The sequence below is a fragment of the Massilia sp. NBRC 108631 genome, from assembly GCF_059704565.1.
Window position 1 is genome coordinate 60716 of the sequence record NZ_BAAKJE010000019.1, and the last position, 18546, is coordinate 79261.

Annotated in this window: 12 protein-coding genes; 5 read left to right on the forward strand and 7 right to left on the reverse strand. The window is 67.6% G+C overall.

Features of this window, described 5'->3' with window-relative positions; genetic code table 11:
* Positions 1 to 9: 9 nt before the first annotated feature.
* Positions 10 to 1992, forward strand: a complete 1983-nt coding sequence (locus tag AC6H42_RS01890) for an ATP-binding protein (protein ID WP_229418263.1) — start codon at positions 10 to 12, stop codon at positions 1990 to 1992.
* A 101-nt stretch (positions 1993 to 2093) separates the two neighbouring features.
* On the forward strand, positions 2094 to 4361 hold the full coding sequence (locus AC6H42_RS01895) for a heavy metal translocating P-type ATPase (protein ID WP_497547294.1): 2268 nt from the start codon (positions 2094 to 2096) through the stop codon (positions 4359 to 4361).
* Between the two features lie 10 nt (positions 4362 to 4371).
* On the opposite strand, the gene AC6H42_RS01900 is transcribed toward AC6H42_RS01895, so the two are convergent.
* The 7 genes from AC6H42_RS01900 to AC6H42_RS01930 all read right to left on the reverse strand — a co-directional run bounded on the left by AC6H42_RS01900 (position 4372) and on the right by AC6H42_RS01930 (position 11134).
* Positions 4372 to 5202 (reverse strand): proteasome-type protease, encoded by an 831-nt coding sequence (locus AC6H42_RS01900; protein ID WP_229418262.1) that lies wholly within the window; start codon positions 5200 to 5202, stop codon positions 4372 to 4374.
* 106 nt (positions 5203 to 5308) lie between these two features.
* Positions 5309 to 6112, reverse strand: a complete 804-nt coding sequence (locus tag AC6H42_RS01905; RefSeq protein ID WP_497547295.1) for a transglutaminase family protein — start codon at positions 6110 to 6112, stop codon at positions 5309 to 5311.
* Positions 6113 to 6132: 20 nt separating this feature from the next.
* Positions 6133 to 7065, reverse strand: coding sequence for an alpha-E domain-containing protein (locus AC6H42_RS01910; RefSeq protein WP_057156617.1), 933 nt, complete (start codon positions 7063 to 7065; stop codon positions 6133 to 6135).
* Entirely contained in the window at positions 7059 to 8486 is a 1428-nt protein-coding gene (locus AC6H42_RS01915) for a circularly permuted type 2 ATP-grasp protein (protein WP_057156616.1), read from the reverse strand. The genes AC6H42_RS01910 and AC6H42_RS01915 overlap by 7 nt, the downstream gene beginning before the upstream one ends.
* 118 nt (positions 8487 to 8604) lie before the next feature.
* On the reverse strand, positions 8605 to 10101 hold the full coding sequence (locus AC6H42_RS01920) for a right-handed parallel beta-helix repeat-containing protein (protein ID WP_057156615.1): 1497 nt from the start codon (positions 10099 to 10101) through the stop codon (positions 8605 to 8607).
* 72 nt (positions 10102 to 10173) lie between these two features.
* Complete coding sequence (locus AC6H42_RS01925; RefSeq protein WP_497547296.1) at positions 10174 to 10932, reverse strand: YdcF family protein; 759 nt, start codon at positions 10930 to 10932, stop codon at positions 10174 to 10176.
* Between the two features lie 31 nt (positions 10933 to 10963).
* Positions 10964 to 11134, reverse strand: coding sequence for a hypothetical protein (locus tag AC6H42_RS01930; protein ID WP_157201018.1), 171 nt, complete (start codon positions 11132 to 11134; stop codon positions 10964 to 10966).
* A gap of 209 nt (positions 11135 to 11343) precedes the next feature.
* Between AC6H42_RS01930 and AC6H42_RS01935 the strand changes: the two genes are divergently transcribed.
* The 3 genes from AC6H42_RS01935 to AC6H42_RS01945 form a co-directional block, all read left to right on the forward strand.
* Entirely contained in the window at positions 11344 to 13104 is a 1761-nt protein-coding gene (locus tag AC6H42_RS01935; protein WP_497547297.1) for a glycoside hydrolase family 2 protein, read from the forward strand.
* A 7-nt stretch (positions 13105 to 13111) separates the two neighbouring features.
* Positions 13112 to 16972 (forward strand): NAD(P)-binding protein, encoded by a 3861-nt coding sequence (locus tag AC6H42_RS01940; protein WP_497547298.1) that lies wholly within the window; start codon positions 13112 to 13114, stop codon positions 16970 to 16972.
* A gap of 99 nt (positions 16973 to 17071) precedes the next feature.
* Positions 17072 to 18546: PAS domain S-box protein (locus AC6H42_RS01945; protein ID WP_497547299.1), on the forward strand; the 1475-nt coding region annotated here is incomplete at its 3' end.

An 18546-nucleotide genomic window follows, 5' to 3' on the forward strand; every position in this document is an offset into this window, starting at 1 on the left:
GGCGGCCGGGTGAAAGCGCCGCACAAGGCGCTGAGCGTGTCGCTGCGCGATACTGCGCTGCAGCGCAAGCTGCTGTTCGTGTCGGTGGTGACTGCCGGCGTGTCGCTGCTGGCCGCCTTGCTGGCCCTTGCCTCGTACGACGTGGTCGTGGCCCGTCCCAAACTGGTATCGGACCTGGCCGGCCGCATCGAACTGGTATCGCTCAAACTGGACGCCGACCTGAATTTCGGCGACCGCGCCGTTGCCACCCGCACGCTGGCCGCGCTGCGCGGCACCCCGGACATCCAGAGCGCCTGCCTGTTCGACGCCCAGCACCGGGAATTCGCCCGCTACCGGCGCAGCGGCGACGGCGGCTGCGTCTGGTCCGGGAAGAACACCGCCGCGCCCGGCTACCACTTCGCCGGCCCCTACCTGACCATGATGGTGCCGGTGCGCCTGGAGCGCGAGACCTTGGGCTACCTGCAGGTGGAGTACGCGCTGCCCCCGCTGGGCGAGCGGCTGCGCCACTACGGCCTGGTGCTGGCGGTGGTGCTGCTGACGCTGACGGTGGGCGGCCTGCTGCATGCGCTGATCGTGCGGCGCCTGGTCACGCGCCCGCTGCTGGCCCTGTCCTCGGTGGCGCACCGGGTCACCCAGGAGCAGCGCTACGACCTGCGCGCCCAAGTGGCAGGGCGCGACGAAGTAGGGCGGCTGGCCGAAGCCATCAACACCATGCTTGGCACCATCGCCGCGCGCGACGCGGCGCTGCGCCGCAGCCAGTCGCTGCTGGAAAACATCGTCGAGAAGTCCTCAGCGGTCATTTACATCAAGGACCTGGAGGGGCGCTACATGCTGGTCAACGAGCGCTTCCGGCTCACCCTGCCGGCAGGCGCGCCCGAACCCATCGGCCAGGACGACGTGCGGCTGTACAGCGCCGGCGCTGCCAGCCAGTTGCGGGAGAACGACCGCGAGGTGCTCGACAGCGGGCACGCCAGGGCCTACGAAGAATCGGTGCCGGACCACACCGGCGAGGAACGCACTTACCTGTCCGAGAAGTTCCCCCTGATCGACGAGCAGGGCCATACCTGGGCGCTGGGCGGCGTGTCCACCGACATCACCGAGCGCAAGCGCGGTGAGCGCGAACTGCTGCAATACCGCGACCGCCTGGAACTGGAAGTGGCCGAACGCACCGGCCAGATGGTCGAGGCCAACCGGGGCCTGGCCGCGTCGCTGGAAACGCTGCAGCGCGCCCAGGATGAGCTGGTGCGCAACGAGAAGCTGGCCGCGCTGGGCGCGCTGGTGGCCGGGGTGGCGCATGAACTGAACACGCCGATCGGCAACAGCCTGCTGGCGGTCAGCACACTGATGGACCAGACCCGCGAGTTTCAGAAGCTGTCGGCAGAGGGCCTGAAGCGCTCCACCTTGCAGACCTTTGTTGCCGACATCAACGGCGGCGGCGAGATCGTGCTGCGCAACCTGCACCGGGCGGTGGACCTGGTGGCCAGCTTCAAGCAGGTGGCGGTGGACCGCACCACGTCGCAGCGCCGCGTGTTCATGCTGGCCGAGCTGGTGGACGAGATCCTGCTGGTGCTGATGCCCACCTTTAAAAAATCCGGTATCCGGGTGCGCCAGGAAGTGCACGAACTGATCGAAATGAACAGTTACCCCGGTCCGTTCGGCCAGGTCCTGATCAATCTCATCACCAACGCCCTCAGCCACGGCTTCGACGGGCGTGGCGAGGGAGAGGTGCTGGTGACCGGGCGCAGCGTGGAAGGCGGCAAGGTGGAGGTGTGCGTGTCCGACAATGGCGGCGGCATCGCGCCGGAGAATATGAGCCGCATCTACGACCCCTTCTTTACCACCAAGCTGGGGCGGGGCGGGTCCGGGCTCGGCCTCAACATCGTGTACAACATCGTGTACGGCGTGCTGGATGGCAAAATCGACGTCAAGAGCGAGCTCGGCGAAGGCACGCGGTTCACCATGACGCTGCCGGGCGGCACGGAACGGCGCTGACTGTGCGGTTTCGCGGGCTGACAGGCCGGTCATCCTGTGCTTGACCTTCCCATCATGGGAAGCCCTACACTGGAAGCCGGATCAGCATTCGGGACGGCATCATGGCAAATTCAGCGGTAGTAGAGAACGGCGCCGCGCAGCGCGAACTCTCCCTCGATATCGAGGGGATGAGCTGCGCTTCCTGCGTCGGGCGTGTCGAAAAAGCAATCAGCAAAGTCGTGGGTGTGGGCAGCGTGAGCGTCAATCTCGCGACCGAACGCGCGCACGTGGTGGCGGCGCCGGGCGTGGAGGTGCAGCAGCTGGTCGACGCCATCGCGGCGGCAGGCTATCAGGCCACGCCCGAGGCAGGCGGCGCGCCTGCCGCCGGCCAAGGCACGGCGCCGCCCGACGCAGTGGGCGCAGCGATCGGCACGCCAGCCGTTCCGGCGCAGGGCGCGGCGGCCGGGCGCGACTGGCAGGGGATCCGCGTCGGCATCGCGGCATTGCTGTCGCTGCCGCTGGTTGTGCCCATGGTGGCGGAGCTGGCCGGACTGCACTGGATGCTGCCGGGCTGGCTGCAGCTTGCGCTGGCGGCGCCGGTGCAGTTCTGGCTGGGCGCGCGCTTTTACATCGCTGGCTGGAAGGCGGCGCGGGCGGGCGCCGGCAATATGGACTTGCTGGTGGCCATCGGCACCAGCGCCGCATTCGGCCTGAGTGTCTATCAGCTGCTGGCGTCGGGCGGCGGCATGCCGCACCTGTACTTCGAGGCCGCATCGGTCGTCATCACCCTGGTATTGCTCGGCAAATGGCTGGAGGCGCGCGCCAAGCGCCAGACCACGGACGCCATCCGCGCCCTGCAGGCGCTGCGTCCGGACCTGGCGCGCGTGCGGCGCGACGGCGTGGAGGTGGAACTTCGCGTGGGCGCGGTGCGCGTGGGCGACCTGGTGGTGGTGCGGCCCGGCGAGCGCATTCCGGTGGACGGCACGGTGACGGAAGGGGCCAGCCACGTGAACGAATCCATGCTGACCGGCGAGAGCATGCCGGTGGCGAAACATGCCGGCGCCAAGGTGACCGGTGGCGCGATCAATGCCGACGGCTTGCTGCTGGTCCGGACCGACGCGGTGGGCGCCGAGACAACGCTGTCGCGCATTATCCGCATGGTGGAAAACGCGCAGGCCGAAAAGGCGCCTGTGCAGCGGATGGTGGACCAGGTCAGCTCGGTGTTCGTGCCGGTGGTATTGGTGATCGCACTGCTCACCTTCGCAGGCTGGTGGCTGGCCGGCGCGGGCGCCGAGACGGCCATCATCAATGCGGTGGCGGTGCTGGTGATCGCTTGCCCGTGCGCACTGGGGCTGGCCACACCTGCCGCCATCATGGCCGGTACCGGCGTCGGCGCCCGGCACGGTATCCTGATCAAGGATGCGGAAGCGCTGGAGATCGCGCACCGCGTCAGCACGGTGGTGTTCGACAAGACCGGCACGCTGACCGTGGGCGAGCCGGTGGTGACCGAGTTGCTGCCTGCGGCCGGCGCGGATGAACACTTGCTGCGCGTGGCCGCCTCGCTGCAGCAGGGCAGCGAGCACCCGCTGGCTGCCGCCGTCAGGAAGCTGGCCGAAGCGCGCGGCGTGGCGCCGTCGCGGGCAATTGGTGTGACGGCGCTGCCCGGGCGCGGCCTGGCGGGCACCGTCGACGGCCAGCCTTTGCTGCTGGGCAGTACGCGGCTGATGCGGGAAACCGGCATCGATCTGGCGGCGCTCCAGGGCCGGGCCCAAGTATTGGAGCATGCCGGCAATACCGTGTCGTGGGTCGCCGCCGCCGGCCCGGCGCCGAGCCTGCTCGGACTGATTGCTTTCGGCGACCAGATCAAGCCCGGCGCGCGCGCCGCGGTGGACAAGCTGCACGCGCTCGGCATCCAGACCGTGCTGCTCACCGGCGACAACCAGGGCAGTGCGCAGGCAGTGGGCGCTGCGCTCGGCATCCGGCGGGTGATTGCGGAGGTGTTGCCGGAAGCGAAGGCGGACGAGGTGGCGCGCTTGCGCAAGGCGGGCGAAAGCGTTGCCATGGTCGGGGATGGCATCAACGACGCGCCGGCGCTGACGGCGGCCGACGTCGGCATCGCCATGTCCACCGGCACCGACGTCGCCATGCACGCCGCCGGCATCACGCTGATGCGCGGCGACCCGGCGCTGGTGGCGGACGCCATCGACATCTCGCGCCGCACCTACAACAAGATCCGCCAGAACCTGTTCTGGGCCTTTATCTACAACCTGGTGGGAATACCGCTGGCGGCGGCGGGCTTGCTCAGCCCGGTGGTGGCAGGCGCCGCCATGGCCTTCAGCTCGGTCAGCGTCATCAGCAATGCACTGCTGCTGAAGCGCTGGCGGCCGTAATGCGGATGGCTTACTGCTGCTTGCTGCCGAACTGCTGCGCGAACGACTGCAGCGGGCCCGGCGGCTGCGTGGCGGGGGCCAGGCTGTCCGGCAGCGGAACGCGCACCGGCCTGCTCGCCGCCACCTCCGGCGCCGCGTCCCATTCCGGCGCCGCGATGCCCTCGAAGATGGTCTTCAATTGCTGGCCCCAGGTGGTGCGTATCATCTGGAAGTACTGGTTCCGCTCGTCGATGGTGACGAAGCGCGTCACCGCCAGCGAGTTGCTTTCATAGACCAGCAAGTCCAGCGGCAGGCCGACCGACACGTTCGAGCGCAGCGTCGAATCCATGGAAATCAGCGCGCACTTGGCCGCTTCGTCCAGCGAAGTGGAGGGCGTCACCACGCGGTCGATGATAGGCTTGCCGTACTTCGCCTCGCCGATCTGGAAATAGGTGTTCTCGTTGTGCGACTCGATGAAATTGCCGGCCGAGTACACCTGGAACAAGCGGCAGCGCTCGCCGGTGATCTGGCCGCCGAATATCAGGCTGACGTTGAAATCAATGCCGAACTCGGCCAGTGCCTTGGCGTCGCGCTCATGCACCAGGCGCACCACTTCGCCCACCAGCCGCGCCGCCTCGTGCATGGTGGGCACGTTCCAGATGCTGTAGCCGGCCACGCCGACGTGCTCGGACAGCAGTTGCCGCACAGATTGCGAAATCGACAGATTCCCGGCCGTCATCAGCACCATCATGCGCTCGCCCGGGATTTCGAAGACGTTCAGCTTGCGCGCCGTGCTCACCTGGTCCACGCCGGCGTTGGTGCGCGAGTCCGACAAGAAAACCAGGCCTGCGTCCAGGCGCATTCCTACACAATAAGTCATTTGATAACAGTTTATTGGTTCAAGGAATTAATTCTATCACTTGGACGGGTGGGCCCGGCGCCATCTGATGGCGCGCCTGCCGCGGCACTTACTGCGGCACAATCAGCACATTGACCGACATCGCTTCGTCGCCGCCGCCGCGCCGCACGCCGCGTACCGGGGCCGCCGCGTCATAGTCGCGCCCGATGGCCAGCCGGCAATAGGCATCCGTCATCAGCCGCGCGTGCGTCACGTCGATGCTGACCCAGCCGCTGTAATCGCGGTCTTCCGCCCAGGCATCCACCCAGGCGTGGCTGGCGGCGTGGCTGGTGCCGCCCGGGTCGATGTAGCCGGACACGTAGCGCGCCGGTATGCCTTGCGCGTGGCAGCAGGCCAGGAAGATGTGCGCGTGGTCCTGGCACACGCCGATGCCGAGCTGCAGCGCGGCGCTGGCGGTGGTGGTCACTTCGGTCGCACCGCTTTGATACTTGACCGCACCAAAGATGTGCTCCGCCAGCCGCATCAGATGCCGCGTCTGCGCCGTGCGGTCCGGCAGGCAGGCGGCGGCCAGCTCCAGGATGCCGGGTGTGGCCTGCGTCAGCCGGGTCGGCACCGTGTAGATCAGCGGCGACAGCGTGTCGCCGTTGGCGATGCGGCCCTCGTCCGGCGTGGTGGTCTCCACCAGCCCGTGCGCCACGATGGCCAGGCCCATGTGCTGCGAATTGATTGTCAGCATATGGGACAGGTTGCCATAGGCATCCGTGTAGCCGTGGATCTGGCCCACCGTGTTCAGGTGCCAGTTCAGCACGTGCTGGTGCGCCTCGGCGCGCGGCGTCAGGTGCAACTGCTGGATCGAATAGGCCTGCGGCGCGGTGTAGCTGTAGCTGGTTTCGTGGCGTATGGACAATTGCATTCGGATCTCCTTGAGTCTTCCTAGGCCGCCAGCGGCACCAGGAAATCGCGGCTGATGCGATTGCCCAGTTCGTATATGCGCTGCAGGAACTCGGTCAGCGTGTCGTGCAGCCCGGCCTGCAGGATGTCGTCGATGCGGCCGAACTGCAGCTCGGCGTGGAGCTTGCCGGCCAGCCGCTCGGTGTCGCGCGACAGGTCGTTGCGCACCTGGTGCAGGTTCTGCACCACCTCGTCCATGCAGGCCAGCAGCGAGCGCGGCATGTCGGCGCGCAGCATCAGCAGTTCGGCCACCCGGGCCGGGGTGATGATGTCGCGGTACACCTTGCGGTAGATCTCGAAGCCGGACACGGAACGCAGCAGCGCCGCCCAGTAATAAAAGTCGCCGTCCTCGGCGTCGCGCGCGCCGTGGAACTTCACGTCCAGGATGCGTGCCGTGTTGTCGGCCCGCTCCAGGAAGGTGCCGAGCCGGATGAAGTGCACCGCGTCGTCGCGCAGCATGGTGCCCAGCGTCACCCCGCGCGACAGGTGGGAGCGGTACTTCACCCACTCGAAGAACTGGCTGGGATCGTGTTCCAGCACGCCGTTGTTCAAGCGCTTCTGCAAGTCCAGCCAGGTCTGGTTCTGGATCTCCCACACCTCGGTGGTCAGCGTGCCGCGCACGGCGCGGGCGTTTTCGCGCGCTTCCTTCAGGCAAGCCGCGATGGATGATGGATTGGACGGGTCGCGCACCATGAAATCGATCACGGCGCGGCCTTCCACCGTGTCGTGCTTGCGGTCGTAGGCCTGCTGCAGCTCGGATATGCCCAGCATGGCGCGCCAGCCCCGGGCGGCGTCCTGCTCGGACTGCGGCAGCATGGACGTCTGCACGTTCACGTCCAGCATGCGGGCGGTGTTTTCGGCGCGCTCGGTATAGCGCGCCATCCAGAACAGGTGGTCGGCGGTGCGGCTCAGCATGGGAGGTCCTTTTCCAGTATCCAGGTGTCTTTGGTGCCGCCGCCCTGCGAGGAGTTCACCACCAGCGAGCCTTCCTGCAGGGCCACGCGCGTCAGCCCGCCCGGCACCATGGAGATGGTTTTCCCGGACAGCACGAAGGGCCGCAAGTCGATATGGCGCGGCGCCACGCCGCTTTCCACGAAGGTGGGGCAGTTGGACAGGGCCAGCGTCGGTTGGGCGATATAGCCGTCCGGCTTGGCAATCAGGCGCCGGCGGAAGTCCGCGATCTGCTCGCGGGTGGAGGCCGGGCCGACCAGCATGCCGTAGCCGCCCGCGCCGTGCACTTCCTTCACCACCAGGTCGGGCAGGTGGGCCAGCGTGTACTGCAAGTCCTCCTTCTTCCGGCACTGGTAGGTCGGTACGTTGTTCAGCACCGGTTCTTCGGACAGGTAGAAGCGGATCATGTCCGGCACGTAGGGATAGATCGATTTGTCGTCGGCCACGCCGGTGCCGATCGCGTTGGCCAGCGTGACGCGCCCGGCGCGGTACACCGACAGCAGGCCGGGCACGCCCAGCGAGGAATCGGGCCGGAAGGCCAGCGGATCGAGGAAGTCGTCGTCCAGGCGCCGGTAGATCACGTCCACCCGCTTGGGACCGTGCGTGGTGCGCATGTAGACGGAATTGTCGGCCACAAACAGGTCCTTGCCCTCCACCAGTTCCACGCCCATCTGCTGCGCCAGGAAAGCGTGCTCGAAGTAGGCCGAGTTGTACATGCCGGGCGTCATGACAACAATGGTGGGGTCGTCCGCGCCCATGGGCGCCACCGAGCGCAGGTTGTCCAGCAGCAGGTCGGGATAATGGTCCACCGGCGCGATCTTGTTGCGGGCAAACAGTTCCGGGAACAGCCGCATCATCATCTTGCGGTCTTCCAGCATGTAGGAGACGCCGGATGGGACCCGCAGGTTATCCTCCAGCACGTAGAATTCGCCCTGGCCGGCGCGCACGATGTCCACCCCGGCGATGTGGGCGTAGATATCGGAGGCCACCGCGATGCCTTGCATCTCCGGACGGTACTGGGCGTTGCGGTAGATCTGCTCGGCGGGAATGATACCGGCCTTGATGATGTTCTGGCCGTGGTAGATGTCGTGGATGAACATGTTCAGCGCCTTGACGCGCTGTACCAGTCCGGTTTGCAGCTGGCGCCATTCGCCGGCCGGGATGATGCGCGGCACGATGTCGAAGGGGATCAGCCGCTCGGTGCCGGCGTCGTCGCCGTAGACGGCGAAGGTGATGCCGACGCGGCGGAACATCAGGTCCGCTTCGGCGCGCTTGCGCTCGATGGTTTCAGGCGCTTGTTGGGCCAGCCAGCGGCAGAATTCGCGGTAATGTTCCCGCACTTCCGATCCGCCGTCCGCATGCATTTCATTAAAGAAGGTAGGCATCTGCTTGTTCCGTGGCTGCGATACGCTTGTAGTATCAAGAAGCGTGCCAGCATTGCAACGAACAGATGCACCGGTTTAGTGCGGTTCCGGCTGCGCGCCGGCTTGTAGCTCGTGGTGCCTACCGCTTCAGGCAGGCGGCAAAGTCTTCCACCGCACCGTAAGCGGGCTGCGCCGGCCGGGCGGCGCCGCATAGGTCGGTCGCCGGCAGCGCCGAGCCCGGCTCCTGCGCCGACGCCGAAGCGCTGCGGCGCGGCACGTCGCCGGCCCAGCCCAGGTCCAGCGCCAGCGCATCCCGGAACAGCGCCCGTTGCGGATGGGAACCGACAAACAGCCGGTTCAGGCTGGTGTCCAGGTTGTCGCCCGCGTGCAGGATGCCGCCACGGTCCGCGCGCAGTCGGCCGTCGATGATATTGCCTTCCACCTGCACACTGCTTTCCGGGAATCGCGCCACGATGCCGGCCGTGTCGATCAGCGTGTTGTGCAGCACCTTGCTGGTGGCGGCGCGGTTCAGATAGATGCCTTCGTCCGAACATGCAGCAACCACGTTGGACTGGATGACACCGCCGTCCTGCTCGGTGACGCAGCGCTGGTCGCGGCAGTAGGGCGTACCGGTGCCGCCGCCGCCCAGGGACAAGCCGACCCGCTGGCCCGGGTGGCCGCGCAGCTTGTGCTCGCACAGCACCACGTTGCGTTCGAACAGGTTGCCCGCGCCCGCGCCCTTGGCATAGGCGCCGTAGCTGACGCCGTCGCCGCCGGCCTTGATGAAGTCCGAAATCAGGTTGCCACGGATGATCCAGTTGCTGGCCGCCACCAGGTCGACCGGCGTGACCGGCTGGCCGGTCTGGCGCACCGCACGGTTGGTGAGCGTGTTGAATTCGATAAGCCCGTTGTCCGGCGCGCTGCCGCCCTGCGCGTTGATCTTGAAGTGCGAGTTGAAGTCGCTGATGGTGTTGTTGCGCGCCACGAAGCCGCTGGCGCGGCCCGCTACGTGGAAGGCGTGTTCGCACGCGGCGGCTTCGGCGCAGGCGCCGCGTATGGACAGGTTCTCGAAAGTCCAGTGCGGCCCCGTGACAAGGAAGCCTTCGGTCAGCTTGAATTCGATGGTGACGGTGCCGGGCCGCTCGGCGCGCACGGTGATGGGCCGTTCTTTGCTGCCGGCGGCGCTGGCGGCGACAAAGGGCCCGCTGCCCAAGCTGTACGCGCCGGGCTGCAGCGTGATCACGTCGCCGGCCCGCGCGCCCGCCAGGGCCTGCAGCAGCGCCGCCGGGGTGGCGACCGGTACGCGCTTGCCTGGCGCCGCGTCCGCGGCCTGGCCCGCGCGCAGGCCAGGCTGGGCGCCGACGTTCCAGGCGGGCAGGGCGGGCGCCCCGGCGGCGCCGCCATCCAGCGCGGCCAGCGTGGCGGACAGTTTGCGGCCGGCGCCCTCGATGATGCTGTTGTGTCCGGCGGTGCGGTGCTCCAGGTAGGGCGCAACCTGGCGCGGCGCCATGCCGACCTGGTTGACAACGTACAAGGCGGCAGCGGCTCCGCCGCCAAGGCAGATCAGGCCGATGATGGCCAGCGGGAGAAGCTTGCGTGAAGCTGTGCGGGGCAGTGCGGTCTTGGTGCGGGACATGGGATTCCGTTGAGAGAGGCGGTGGTGGGGAACGGTGCGGATGCGTTTGCGCCGGCCTGGATTGCGCGCAGCCTATTCCATGAGCCGGTACCAGGCCAGGCCTATCCACTCATAGGCGGCGTAGTAGGAAGAGGCCAGCGCGTCCGCGCGTGGCAGGAAGGAGGAGGCCGACACCGGCCCCCATGCGCGGAACATGGTGGGAGCGGCCACCACCTGCAGGCCGGCGCGCTCGAACGTTCGGCGTGCACGGGGCATGTGCATGGCGTCGGTCACCAGCAGCACGGTCCGCACGCCGGCCGGTTTGAGCAGGCGGGCGGAGAATGCGGCGTTCTCCGCGGTGGTAGCGGAGGCGGCCTCCACCCAGCGCACCTCGGTGCGGAAGTCTTCGCGCAGCGCGCGCGCCATGGACTCGGCCTTGGGCGGAATGCCGCGCGCGGGGTCGGCATTGCCCCCGCTGACCAGCAGCGGCAGCCCGGTCTGGTGCTGCAGGCGCGCACCGTAGCGCAGGCGTGCCAGTGCGATGCTGTCCGGACTGTTGCCGCCGTATTCCGGCGCGTGCTCCATATTTCCCGCCGCTAGCACGACGATGGCTTGCGCCAGCGGTTGGCCGGGCGCCAGCGGCGCGCTCATGGTCTCCAGCGGACGCACCAGCAGGCGGGCGCCGGCGTCGGTGCTCAGGACTACCAGCGCGGCCAGGCCGCCGCCTGCCAGCGCCGTGCCGAAGCGCGGCCAACGGTGCCGCAGCAGCCACCCGGCCAGCATCGCAAGGAACAGGCACATCGGCGGCAGCAGGACCACGTGGGCCAGTTGGGAGAGGGCGGAGGCAAACATCTTGGCATTGGAGCAATTGCGCCGCCGAATGTCAAGGTTTGCTTCCGGCGCCGTCCGTGCGCCAGGCCGGCCAGCGCTTGGCGAGCGCGGGATCGAGCTCCATCATCGCGACGAAGCCGGCGGCCGGCGCGCACGAGGCGCCGGTGCGCTGCCCATGGCGATGCGCGGCCGTTACCACCTCGTGGCAAAAGACGAACAGCATCGGCCCCCCGCCGCAGCCAGGCCTCAGGGCAGGGGCGCAGCCGGATAGGCAATCACCGTCTCGAACGACATCTGGTGAACCGAAGAGGCCGCTTACCTAAAGGCGCTCTGCGGTTTCGACGCGAACATTTCGGAGCGGAATTGGGGCAACGCCGGGGCGCGAAGGTTGTTAAGATTTTCACCGGATTGAACCAAAACGGTGGAGACGACATGGCAGACTTTTGCTACCCGAGGCCGCAGCTCGTGCGCGCCGAATGGACTTGTCTGAATGGCCCCTGGGATTTTTCCTACGATGACCAGCGGCGCTATCGCGGGCCGCAGGACGAGATCGAATGGGAGCGCAGCATCAACGTGCCGTTCCCGCCCGAATCGGACGCCAGCGGCATTGGCGACACCGGCTTTCACAGCGTCTGCTGGTACCGGTTGAGGCTCGATCTGGCCACGCGCGGACCGCGCACGCTGCTGCACTTCGGCGCGGTCGACTACGCGGCCAAGGTCTGGGTCAACGGCGAACTGGTGGCCTGCCACGAGGGCGGGCACACGCCGTTCTACGCCGACATCACCGCCGCGCTGCTGGACGGCGCGGAGCAGGTGGTGATGGTGCGCGCCGAGGACGACCCGGCCGATCTGGCCAAGCCGCGCGGCAAGCAGGACTGGCAGCTGGACCCGCATTCGATCTGGTATCCGCGCACCACCGGCATCTGGCAGACCGTCTGGCTGGAGCCGGTCGGCGCCACCTACATCAAGTCGCTGCGCTGGACGCCGATCTTCGAGGGCTTCGAGATCGGCTGCCAGATCCTGGCGGCCGGCGACCTCACCTCGGGCCTGACGGTGGAAGTAAAGCTGTCGCACGGCGGCAAGCTGCTGGCCGACGACGTCTACATGCTGGTCGGCCAGGAGGCCAACCGCAAGATCGCGCTGTCCGATCCCGGCATCGACGACTCGCGCAACGAGCTGCTGTGGAGCCCCGAAAACCCCATCCTGCTGGACGCCGAGCTGACCTTGCGCTGCGGCGACGCGGAGCTGGACCGGGTGCGCTCCTATACCGCGCTGCGCTCGGTCTCGGTGAACCGCGACCGCTTCATGCTGAACGGCCGGCCTTATCATCTGCGGCTGGTGCTGGACCAGGGCTACTGGCCGGACACCATCATGACCGCCCCGAGCGACGATGCGCTGCGGCGCGACGTGGAGCTGGCCAAGGCCATGGGCTTCAACGGCGTGCGCAAGCACCAGAAAATCGAAGACCCGCGCTACCTGTACTGGGCCGACAAGCTGGGCTTGCTGGTGTGGGAAGAAATGCCGTCCTGCTACGCCTTCAGCCCGCTGGCCGTGACGCGCATGGTGCGCGAGTGGACCGAGGCCATCGAGCGCGACTACAGCCATCCCTGCATCATCGTCTGGGTGGCGTTCAACGAATCGTGGGGCGTGCCCAACCTGACGGCGATGCAGGCGCACCGCAACGCCGTGGAGGCGCTGTACCACATGACGCGCGTGCTCGACGCCACCCGCCCGGTGATCGGCAACGACGGCTGGGAAGCCTCGGCCACCGACCTGCTCGGCATCCACGACTACGACGCCGATCCGCAGCGCATCGCCGCCCGCTACGAGCTGACCGACCCGGTCGCCACCTTGTTCGACCGGCGCCGTCCCGGCGGCCGCATCCTGACGCTGGACGGCTTCCCGCACCGCGGCCAGCCCATCATCCTCACCGAGTTCGGCGGCATCGCTTTCGACCCCAGGGCGCCGGCCCACCATACCTGGGGCTACTCGCGCGCCAACAGCGCCGACGCGTATGAGGCGGCTTACCGCGCGCTGCTGGCGGTGGTCAACGAGCTGCCCATGTTCAGCGGTTTTTGCTACACCCAGTTTGCCGACACCTTCCAGGAAGCCAACGGCCTGCTGAACGCCGACCGCAGTCCCAAGATTGCCATTGAACGCATCAACGCGGCCACCCGCAACGTAGACCGATGAGGCCGCGATGACGATCAGCAGTTCCCCATTCGCCGGTTTCTGGCAGGCCGGCTACGAAGGCGCCGACCATATCAACCACGCCGGCCGCGCGCTGGACATGAACGCCGTCACCGGCCACCTGGAGCGGGCCCGCAGCGACTACGAGCAAGCCCAGCGCCTGGGATTCCGCACCGTGCGCGAATCGATCGGCTGGCGGCTGTGCGAACGCGACGGGCGCCATGATTTCTCGGTGCTGGAAGGCCGCTGCCGCGCCGCGCAGGAACTGGGCCTGCAGGTCAGCTGGACTTTCTGCCACTACGGCATTCCGGACGACCTGGATCTGTTCGGTCCGGACTTCGTGCCGCGCTTTGCCCGCTTCTGCCGCGCCGCCGCCGAGTTCCTCGCCCCGTACGGCGGGCCGCAGCCGGTGTATTCGCCCATCAATGAAATCTCGTTTACCAGCTGGGGCCTGTCGATCCACATGTTCCGCATCAAGAACATGCACCATCCGGACGCGGGCGGGGAGGGCAAGCGGCAACTGGTGCGCGCCAGCATCGCCGGCTGCGACGCCATCTGGGACGTCACGCCCGGCGCCCGCATCTTGCAGTGCGACCCCATGATCCACGTGATCGCCCCGGCCAACCGGCCCGACTGGGCGGTGCAGGCGGCCGGCTGGCGCGCCTCGCAGTTCGAAGCGCTGGACATGCTGTGCGGCCGCGTGCAGCCGGAACTGGGCGGCGCGCCGCGCTATGTCGACCTCATCGGCGGCAACTACTACCACAGCAACCAGTGGGAAAGCGGGACCAACCTGCGGCTGTGGTGGCACCTGGGCGAGCCGCGCCGGCTGCCGCTGCACTGCATCCTGATGGAGTACCAGCAGCGCTACGGGCGCCCGCTGCTGCTGGCGGAAACCAGCCACGTGGGCAGCGGACGGGGCGCCTGGGCGCGCGAAATGGCCAGCGAGGCGGCGCTGGCCATGCAGCACGGCGTCGACTTCCACGGCATCTGCCTGTATCCGGCCATCGACCGCCCGGACTGGGAGGACGAGAACCACTGGCACCACAGCGGACTGTGGGACCTGGACCGGGACGGCGCCGACCCGCTGGCGCGCGTGCTGGTGCCCGGCTATGCGACTGCGCTGCGGCAGGCCATGCGCGTGACCGGCGCGCTCTGTACAACACCAACCAAGGAGAACAGCATGGAAACCATCATCGTCTTTAGTCACTTGCGCTGGGACTTCGTCTACCAACGGCCCCAGCAACTGCTGACGCGGCTCGCGCAGCACTACAAGGTGCTGTTTGTCGAGGAGCCGTTGCACGATGCCGGTCCCGCCAGGCTGACCAGCTATCAACCCGCGCCCAACATCACCGTGTACCAGCCGCGCACGCCGTCGCTGGCGGCCGGCTTCCACGACGACCAGATTCCGCTGCTGCAGCCGCTGCTGGACAAGCTGGTGCCCGATGGCGAGCAGCCCATCGTCTGGTTCTACACACCGATGGCGTTGCCGCTGCTGGCCAAGCTGCATCCGGCGCGCGTGGTGTACGACTGCATGGACGAACTGTCCGCGTTCAAGAACCCGCCGCGCCAGCTGCTGCAGCGCGAGACGGCGCTGCTGAACCTGGCCGGCGTGGTGTTTACCGGCGGTCCCAGCCTCTATGAAGCCAAGCGCCACCGGCACCCGCACGTGCACTGCTTCCCCAGCAGCGTGGACGTGGTGCACTTCGAGCAGGCGCTGGACCGCAGCAACGGCCACCCGCTGCACCAGGACATCGGGCGGCCGCGGCTCGGCTTCTATGGCGTGCTGGACGAGCGGCTCGATACCGAACTGATCGCCGCGCTGGCCGACGCCCACCCCGAATGGCAGATCGTGCTGGTCGGCCCCATCGTCAAGATCGCGCCGGAAACGCTGCCGCAGCGGCAGAACGTGCACTACCTGGGGCAGCAGCCCTACGCGGCGCTGCCGCACTTCCTGGCCGGATGGGACGTTTGCCTGCTGCCGTTCGCGCTGAACGAGGCCACGCGCTACATCAGCCCTACCAAGGTGCTGGAATACATGGCGGCCGAACTGCCCATCGTCAGCACCGCCATCGCCGACGTGGCGCAGCCATACGGCGGTACGGTGGCCATCGGCCGCAGCCACGCCGAGTTTATTGCGCACTGCGAGGCGGCGCTGGCGCAAACACGGCCGCAGCGCGCCGCCATGGCGGCAGGTATGCGCGCCATCGTGGCGCGGACTTCCTGGGACGCCACCGCCGACGCCATGCGCGCGCTGCTGGGTGCAGCGCCGCCGGGCGGCCAGGGTGCGCGCCCAGGGCAGGCCGGCGCTGCCGCACCAGGCCTTGCGGCTGGCGCGGGAACAGGATCCGGGGCGGGCGCGGCGCCGGCTGCCGGCCAGGGCGAACCGGCCAAGGTCAACCCGCTGCGCGCGCCGAAGCCGGCGCAGCGCTTTGGCGCCGTCATCATCGGCGCCGGTCCGACCGGGCTGTCGGCCGCCTATCATCTGGGAACGGACACCTTGCTGCTGGAGCGTAACGCTACGGTGGGCGGCTGGTGCCGTTCGATTCGCCAGAACGGTTTCACATTCGACCACGCCGGCCACATCATGTTTTCCAACGATCCCTACGTGCTCAGGCTGTACGACACCCTGCTGGGAGACAACCAGCATTGGCAAATGCGCGAAGCATGGATCTACAGCAAGCAGGTGTACACGCGCTACCCGTTCCAGGGTGCGCTGTACGGCCTGCCGTCGGAGGTGATCAAGGAATGTATCGTCGGCGCCATCGAGGCGCGCTACGGCAAAGCCGCCAACGAGGCCGCCTGCCAGGCAGCCGGGGTGGAAGACTGTTGCGCGGACGGCACTGCCGATGCCCTGAACGGCAACCTGCCGGACAACCCGGCGCGCGAACAGCGCACGCGCAGCTTCGAGGAATTCATCCACCAGGTGTGGGGCGCCGGCATCGCGCGCCACTTCGCCATTCCCTACAACCGCAAGCTCTGGACCGTGCCGCTCAGTGACATGGAAACCTCCTGGCTGGGCGGGCGGGTGCCGCTGCCGGACTTGGGCGAGATCATCGACGGCGCGCTGAAGCCGATGGCGCGTCCGATGGGCCCGAACGCGCGCTTCGGCTATCCGCGCCGGGGCGGCTTCCAGGCGCTGATGGACGGCTTCCTGCCCCATATCCGGGGCAAGCTGGAACTGAACGCGGACGTGGTGCAACTGCTGCCCGGCGAGCGCACCGTGGCGCTGGCCGATGGCCGCCGCTACCAGTACCAGCGCCTGATCAGCACCATGCCGCTGCCGGAACTGGTGCGCCTGATAGGGAGCGAGGCGCCCGAAGCGGTGCGCGCTGCGGCGCGCGGCCTGCTCCACGTCTCGGTGCGCTGTGTCAACATCGGCATCGCGCGCACCGGCGTCACCGACAAGCACTGGATCTACTACCCGGAAGACAGCATCTTCCACCGCATTTTCGTGCAAGGCAATGCCAGCCACGAATGCAATGCGCCCGGCGGTTTCGGCTTTACTTGTGAAATCTCGTACTCGCCCACCAAGCCGCTGCCGGTGGAGGGCGATGCGCTGGTGAGGCGCTGCATCGAGGACTGTATCAAGGTCGGCTTCATGCGGCCGGACGACGAGGTGCTCACGACCAGCCTGGTGGACATGCCCTACGCCTACGTGGTGTACGACCATGCCCGGGCAGCCAACGTGGCCACCGTGCGCGACTGGCTGGAGGGGCAGGGCATCCTGCTGGCCGGGCGCTACAGCGAGTGGGAGTACTACAATTCGGACCACGCCTTCCTGGCCGGCAAACGGGCGGCCGAACAGGCCGGGGCGGAGCTGCAAGCCTCCGGCGGTGGCTTGCATGCCGGAAGCTTCGGCGGCGAGGCGTAAGCGCAGCGGCATGATGGCGGGGCGCGCGGCAGCGCTTGTCTACCGCCGCGACCGGTTCTATACTCGCACAGCACATCACGTGCTGCGCGAGGCGACAGGATGACGACGGATTTCGACCGGCTGGTACTGGAACAGGCGCCAGGCGGTGTGGTGGTGGCCAACCGCAAGGGCCAGGTGGTGCACTGGACGCCCGGCGCCGAGCAGTTGTTCGGCTATACGGCGGCGGAAGCGGTAGGCCGCCCGCTGCACGACCTGATCGGCTTGCCGGGCCAGGAGTGGGGCACCCTGCTGCAGGAGCTGGCGCGCAGCGGCGGCGTGTACGACTACGAGTGCCTGCGGCGGCGCAAGGATGGCTCGCCGCTGTTCGTTGACGTGGCCAGCAAGGTCATTTTCGACGACACCGACCGCACCGAGTACATCCTGTGCACCAAAAAAGACATCACGCGCCAGAAGGCGCTGCGCGACGCCAAGCACGTGGAAGCGAAGTTCCGCGATGTGCTCGAATCGACGCCGGACGGCATCATCATGGCCAACTCCACCGGCCTGATCGTGCTGGCCAACTCCCAGGCCGAGCGCCTGTTCGGCTACCAGTCCGGCGAGCTGCGCGGGTTGCCGGTGGAAGTGCTGCTGCCCGCGCGCTACCGGGGCGGCCACGTGGCGCACCGTTCCAATTACTTTTTCCAGCCGCGCCCGCGCACCATGGGCGCCGGTCTGGAACTGTATGGCTTGCGCAAGGACCAGGTTGAATTTCCCGTCGAGATCAGCCTGAGCCCCATCAGCACCGAGGAAGGCACGCTGGTGATGAGCGCCATCCGCGACATCAGCGAGCGGCGCAAGGCGGAGCAGAAGTTCCGCGGCCTGCTGGAATCGGCGCCGGACGCCATCGTCATCGTCAATCGGCAGGGCGAAATCGTGCTGATTAATTCGCAAACCGAGCAGCTGTTCGGCTATGACCGCCGCGACCTGCTGGGCAAGCGCATGGAAGTGCTGATTCCGCAGCGCTTCGCCAACGGCCATCCGCACTTGCGCACCAGCTTTTTCGACTCGCCGCGGCCACGTTCCATGGGCGCCGGGCTGGAACTGTACGGGCTGCGCCGCGACGGCACCGAGTTTCCCGTCGAGATCAGCCTGAGCCCGCTGGAAACGGAAGGCGAGGTGCTGGTGTCGAGCGCCATCCGCGACATCAGCGAGCGCAAACGCATCGAGCGTACGCTGCACGAACAGAAGCTGGAACTGGAGCGGGCCGGCAAGGCCAAGGACCTGTTCCTGGCCAGCATGTCGCACGAACTGCGCACACCGCTCAACGCCATCCTCGGCTTCACCCAGCTGCTCAATAACGACTCGCTGCCCATCACCGCGCAGCAGCGCAAGACCTTTATGGGGCATATCCTGAAAGCCGGGGAGCACCTGCTCACGCTGATCAATGAAATCCTCGACCTGGCCAAGATCGAATCGGGCACGGTCACCTTCTCGATGGAGCCGGTGGGACTGGGCGAGCTGTTGCAGGAAGCCTACCGCATGGTGGAAGTGGAGGCCAACAAGCGCGGCATCCGCATTATTGTCTCGCCGGTCGA

Coding starts and splice junctions, on each gene's coding strand:
- AC6H42_RS01895 (WP_497547294.1), top strand. CDS start 2,094: ATGGCAAATTCAGCGGTAGTAGAGAACGGCGCCGCGCAGCGCGAACTC.
- AC6H42_RS01900 (WP_229418262.1), bottom strand. CDS start 5,202: ATGCGCCTGGACGCAGGCCTGGTTTTCTTGTCGGACTCGCGCACCAAC.
- AC6H42_RS01905 (WP_497547295.1), bottom strand. CDS start 6,112: ATGCAATTGTCCATACGCCACGAAACCAGCTACAGCTACACCGCGCCG.
- AC6H42_RS01910 (WP_057156617.1), bottom strand. CDS start 7,065: ATGCTGAGCCGCACCGCCGACCACCTGTTCTGGATGGCGCGCTATACC.
- AC6H42_RS01915 (WP_057156616.1), bottom strand. CDS start 8,486: ATGCCTACCTTCTTTAATGAAATGCATGCGGACGGCGGATCGGAAGTG.
- AC6H42_RS01920 (WP_057156615.1), bottom strand. CDS start 10,101: ATGTCCCGCACCAAGACCGCACTGCCCCGCACAGCTTCACGCAAGCTT.
- AC6H42_RS01925 (WP_497547296.1), bottom strand. CDS start 10,932: ATGTTTGCCTCCGCCCTCTCCCAACTGGCCCACGTGGTCCTGCTGCCG.
- AC6H42_RS01930 (WP_157201018.1), bottom strand. CDS start 11,134: ATGCTGTTCGTCTTTTGCCACGAGGTGGTAACGGCCGCGCATCGCCAT.
- AC6H42_RS01935 (WP_497547297.1), top strand. CDS start 11,344: ATGGCAGACTTTTGCTACCCGAGGCCGCAGCTCGTGCGCGCCGAATGG.
- AC6H42_RS01940 (WP_497547298.1), top strand. CDS start 13,112: ATGACGATCAGCAGTTCCCCATTCGCCGGTTTCTGGCAGGCCGGCTAC.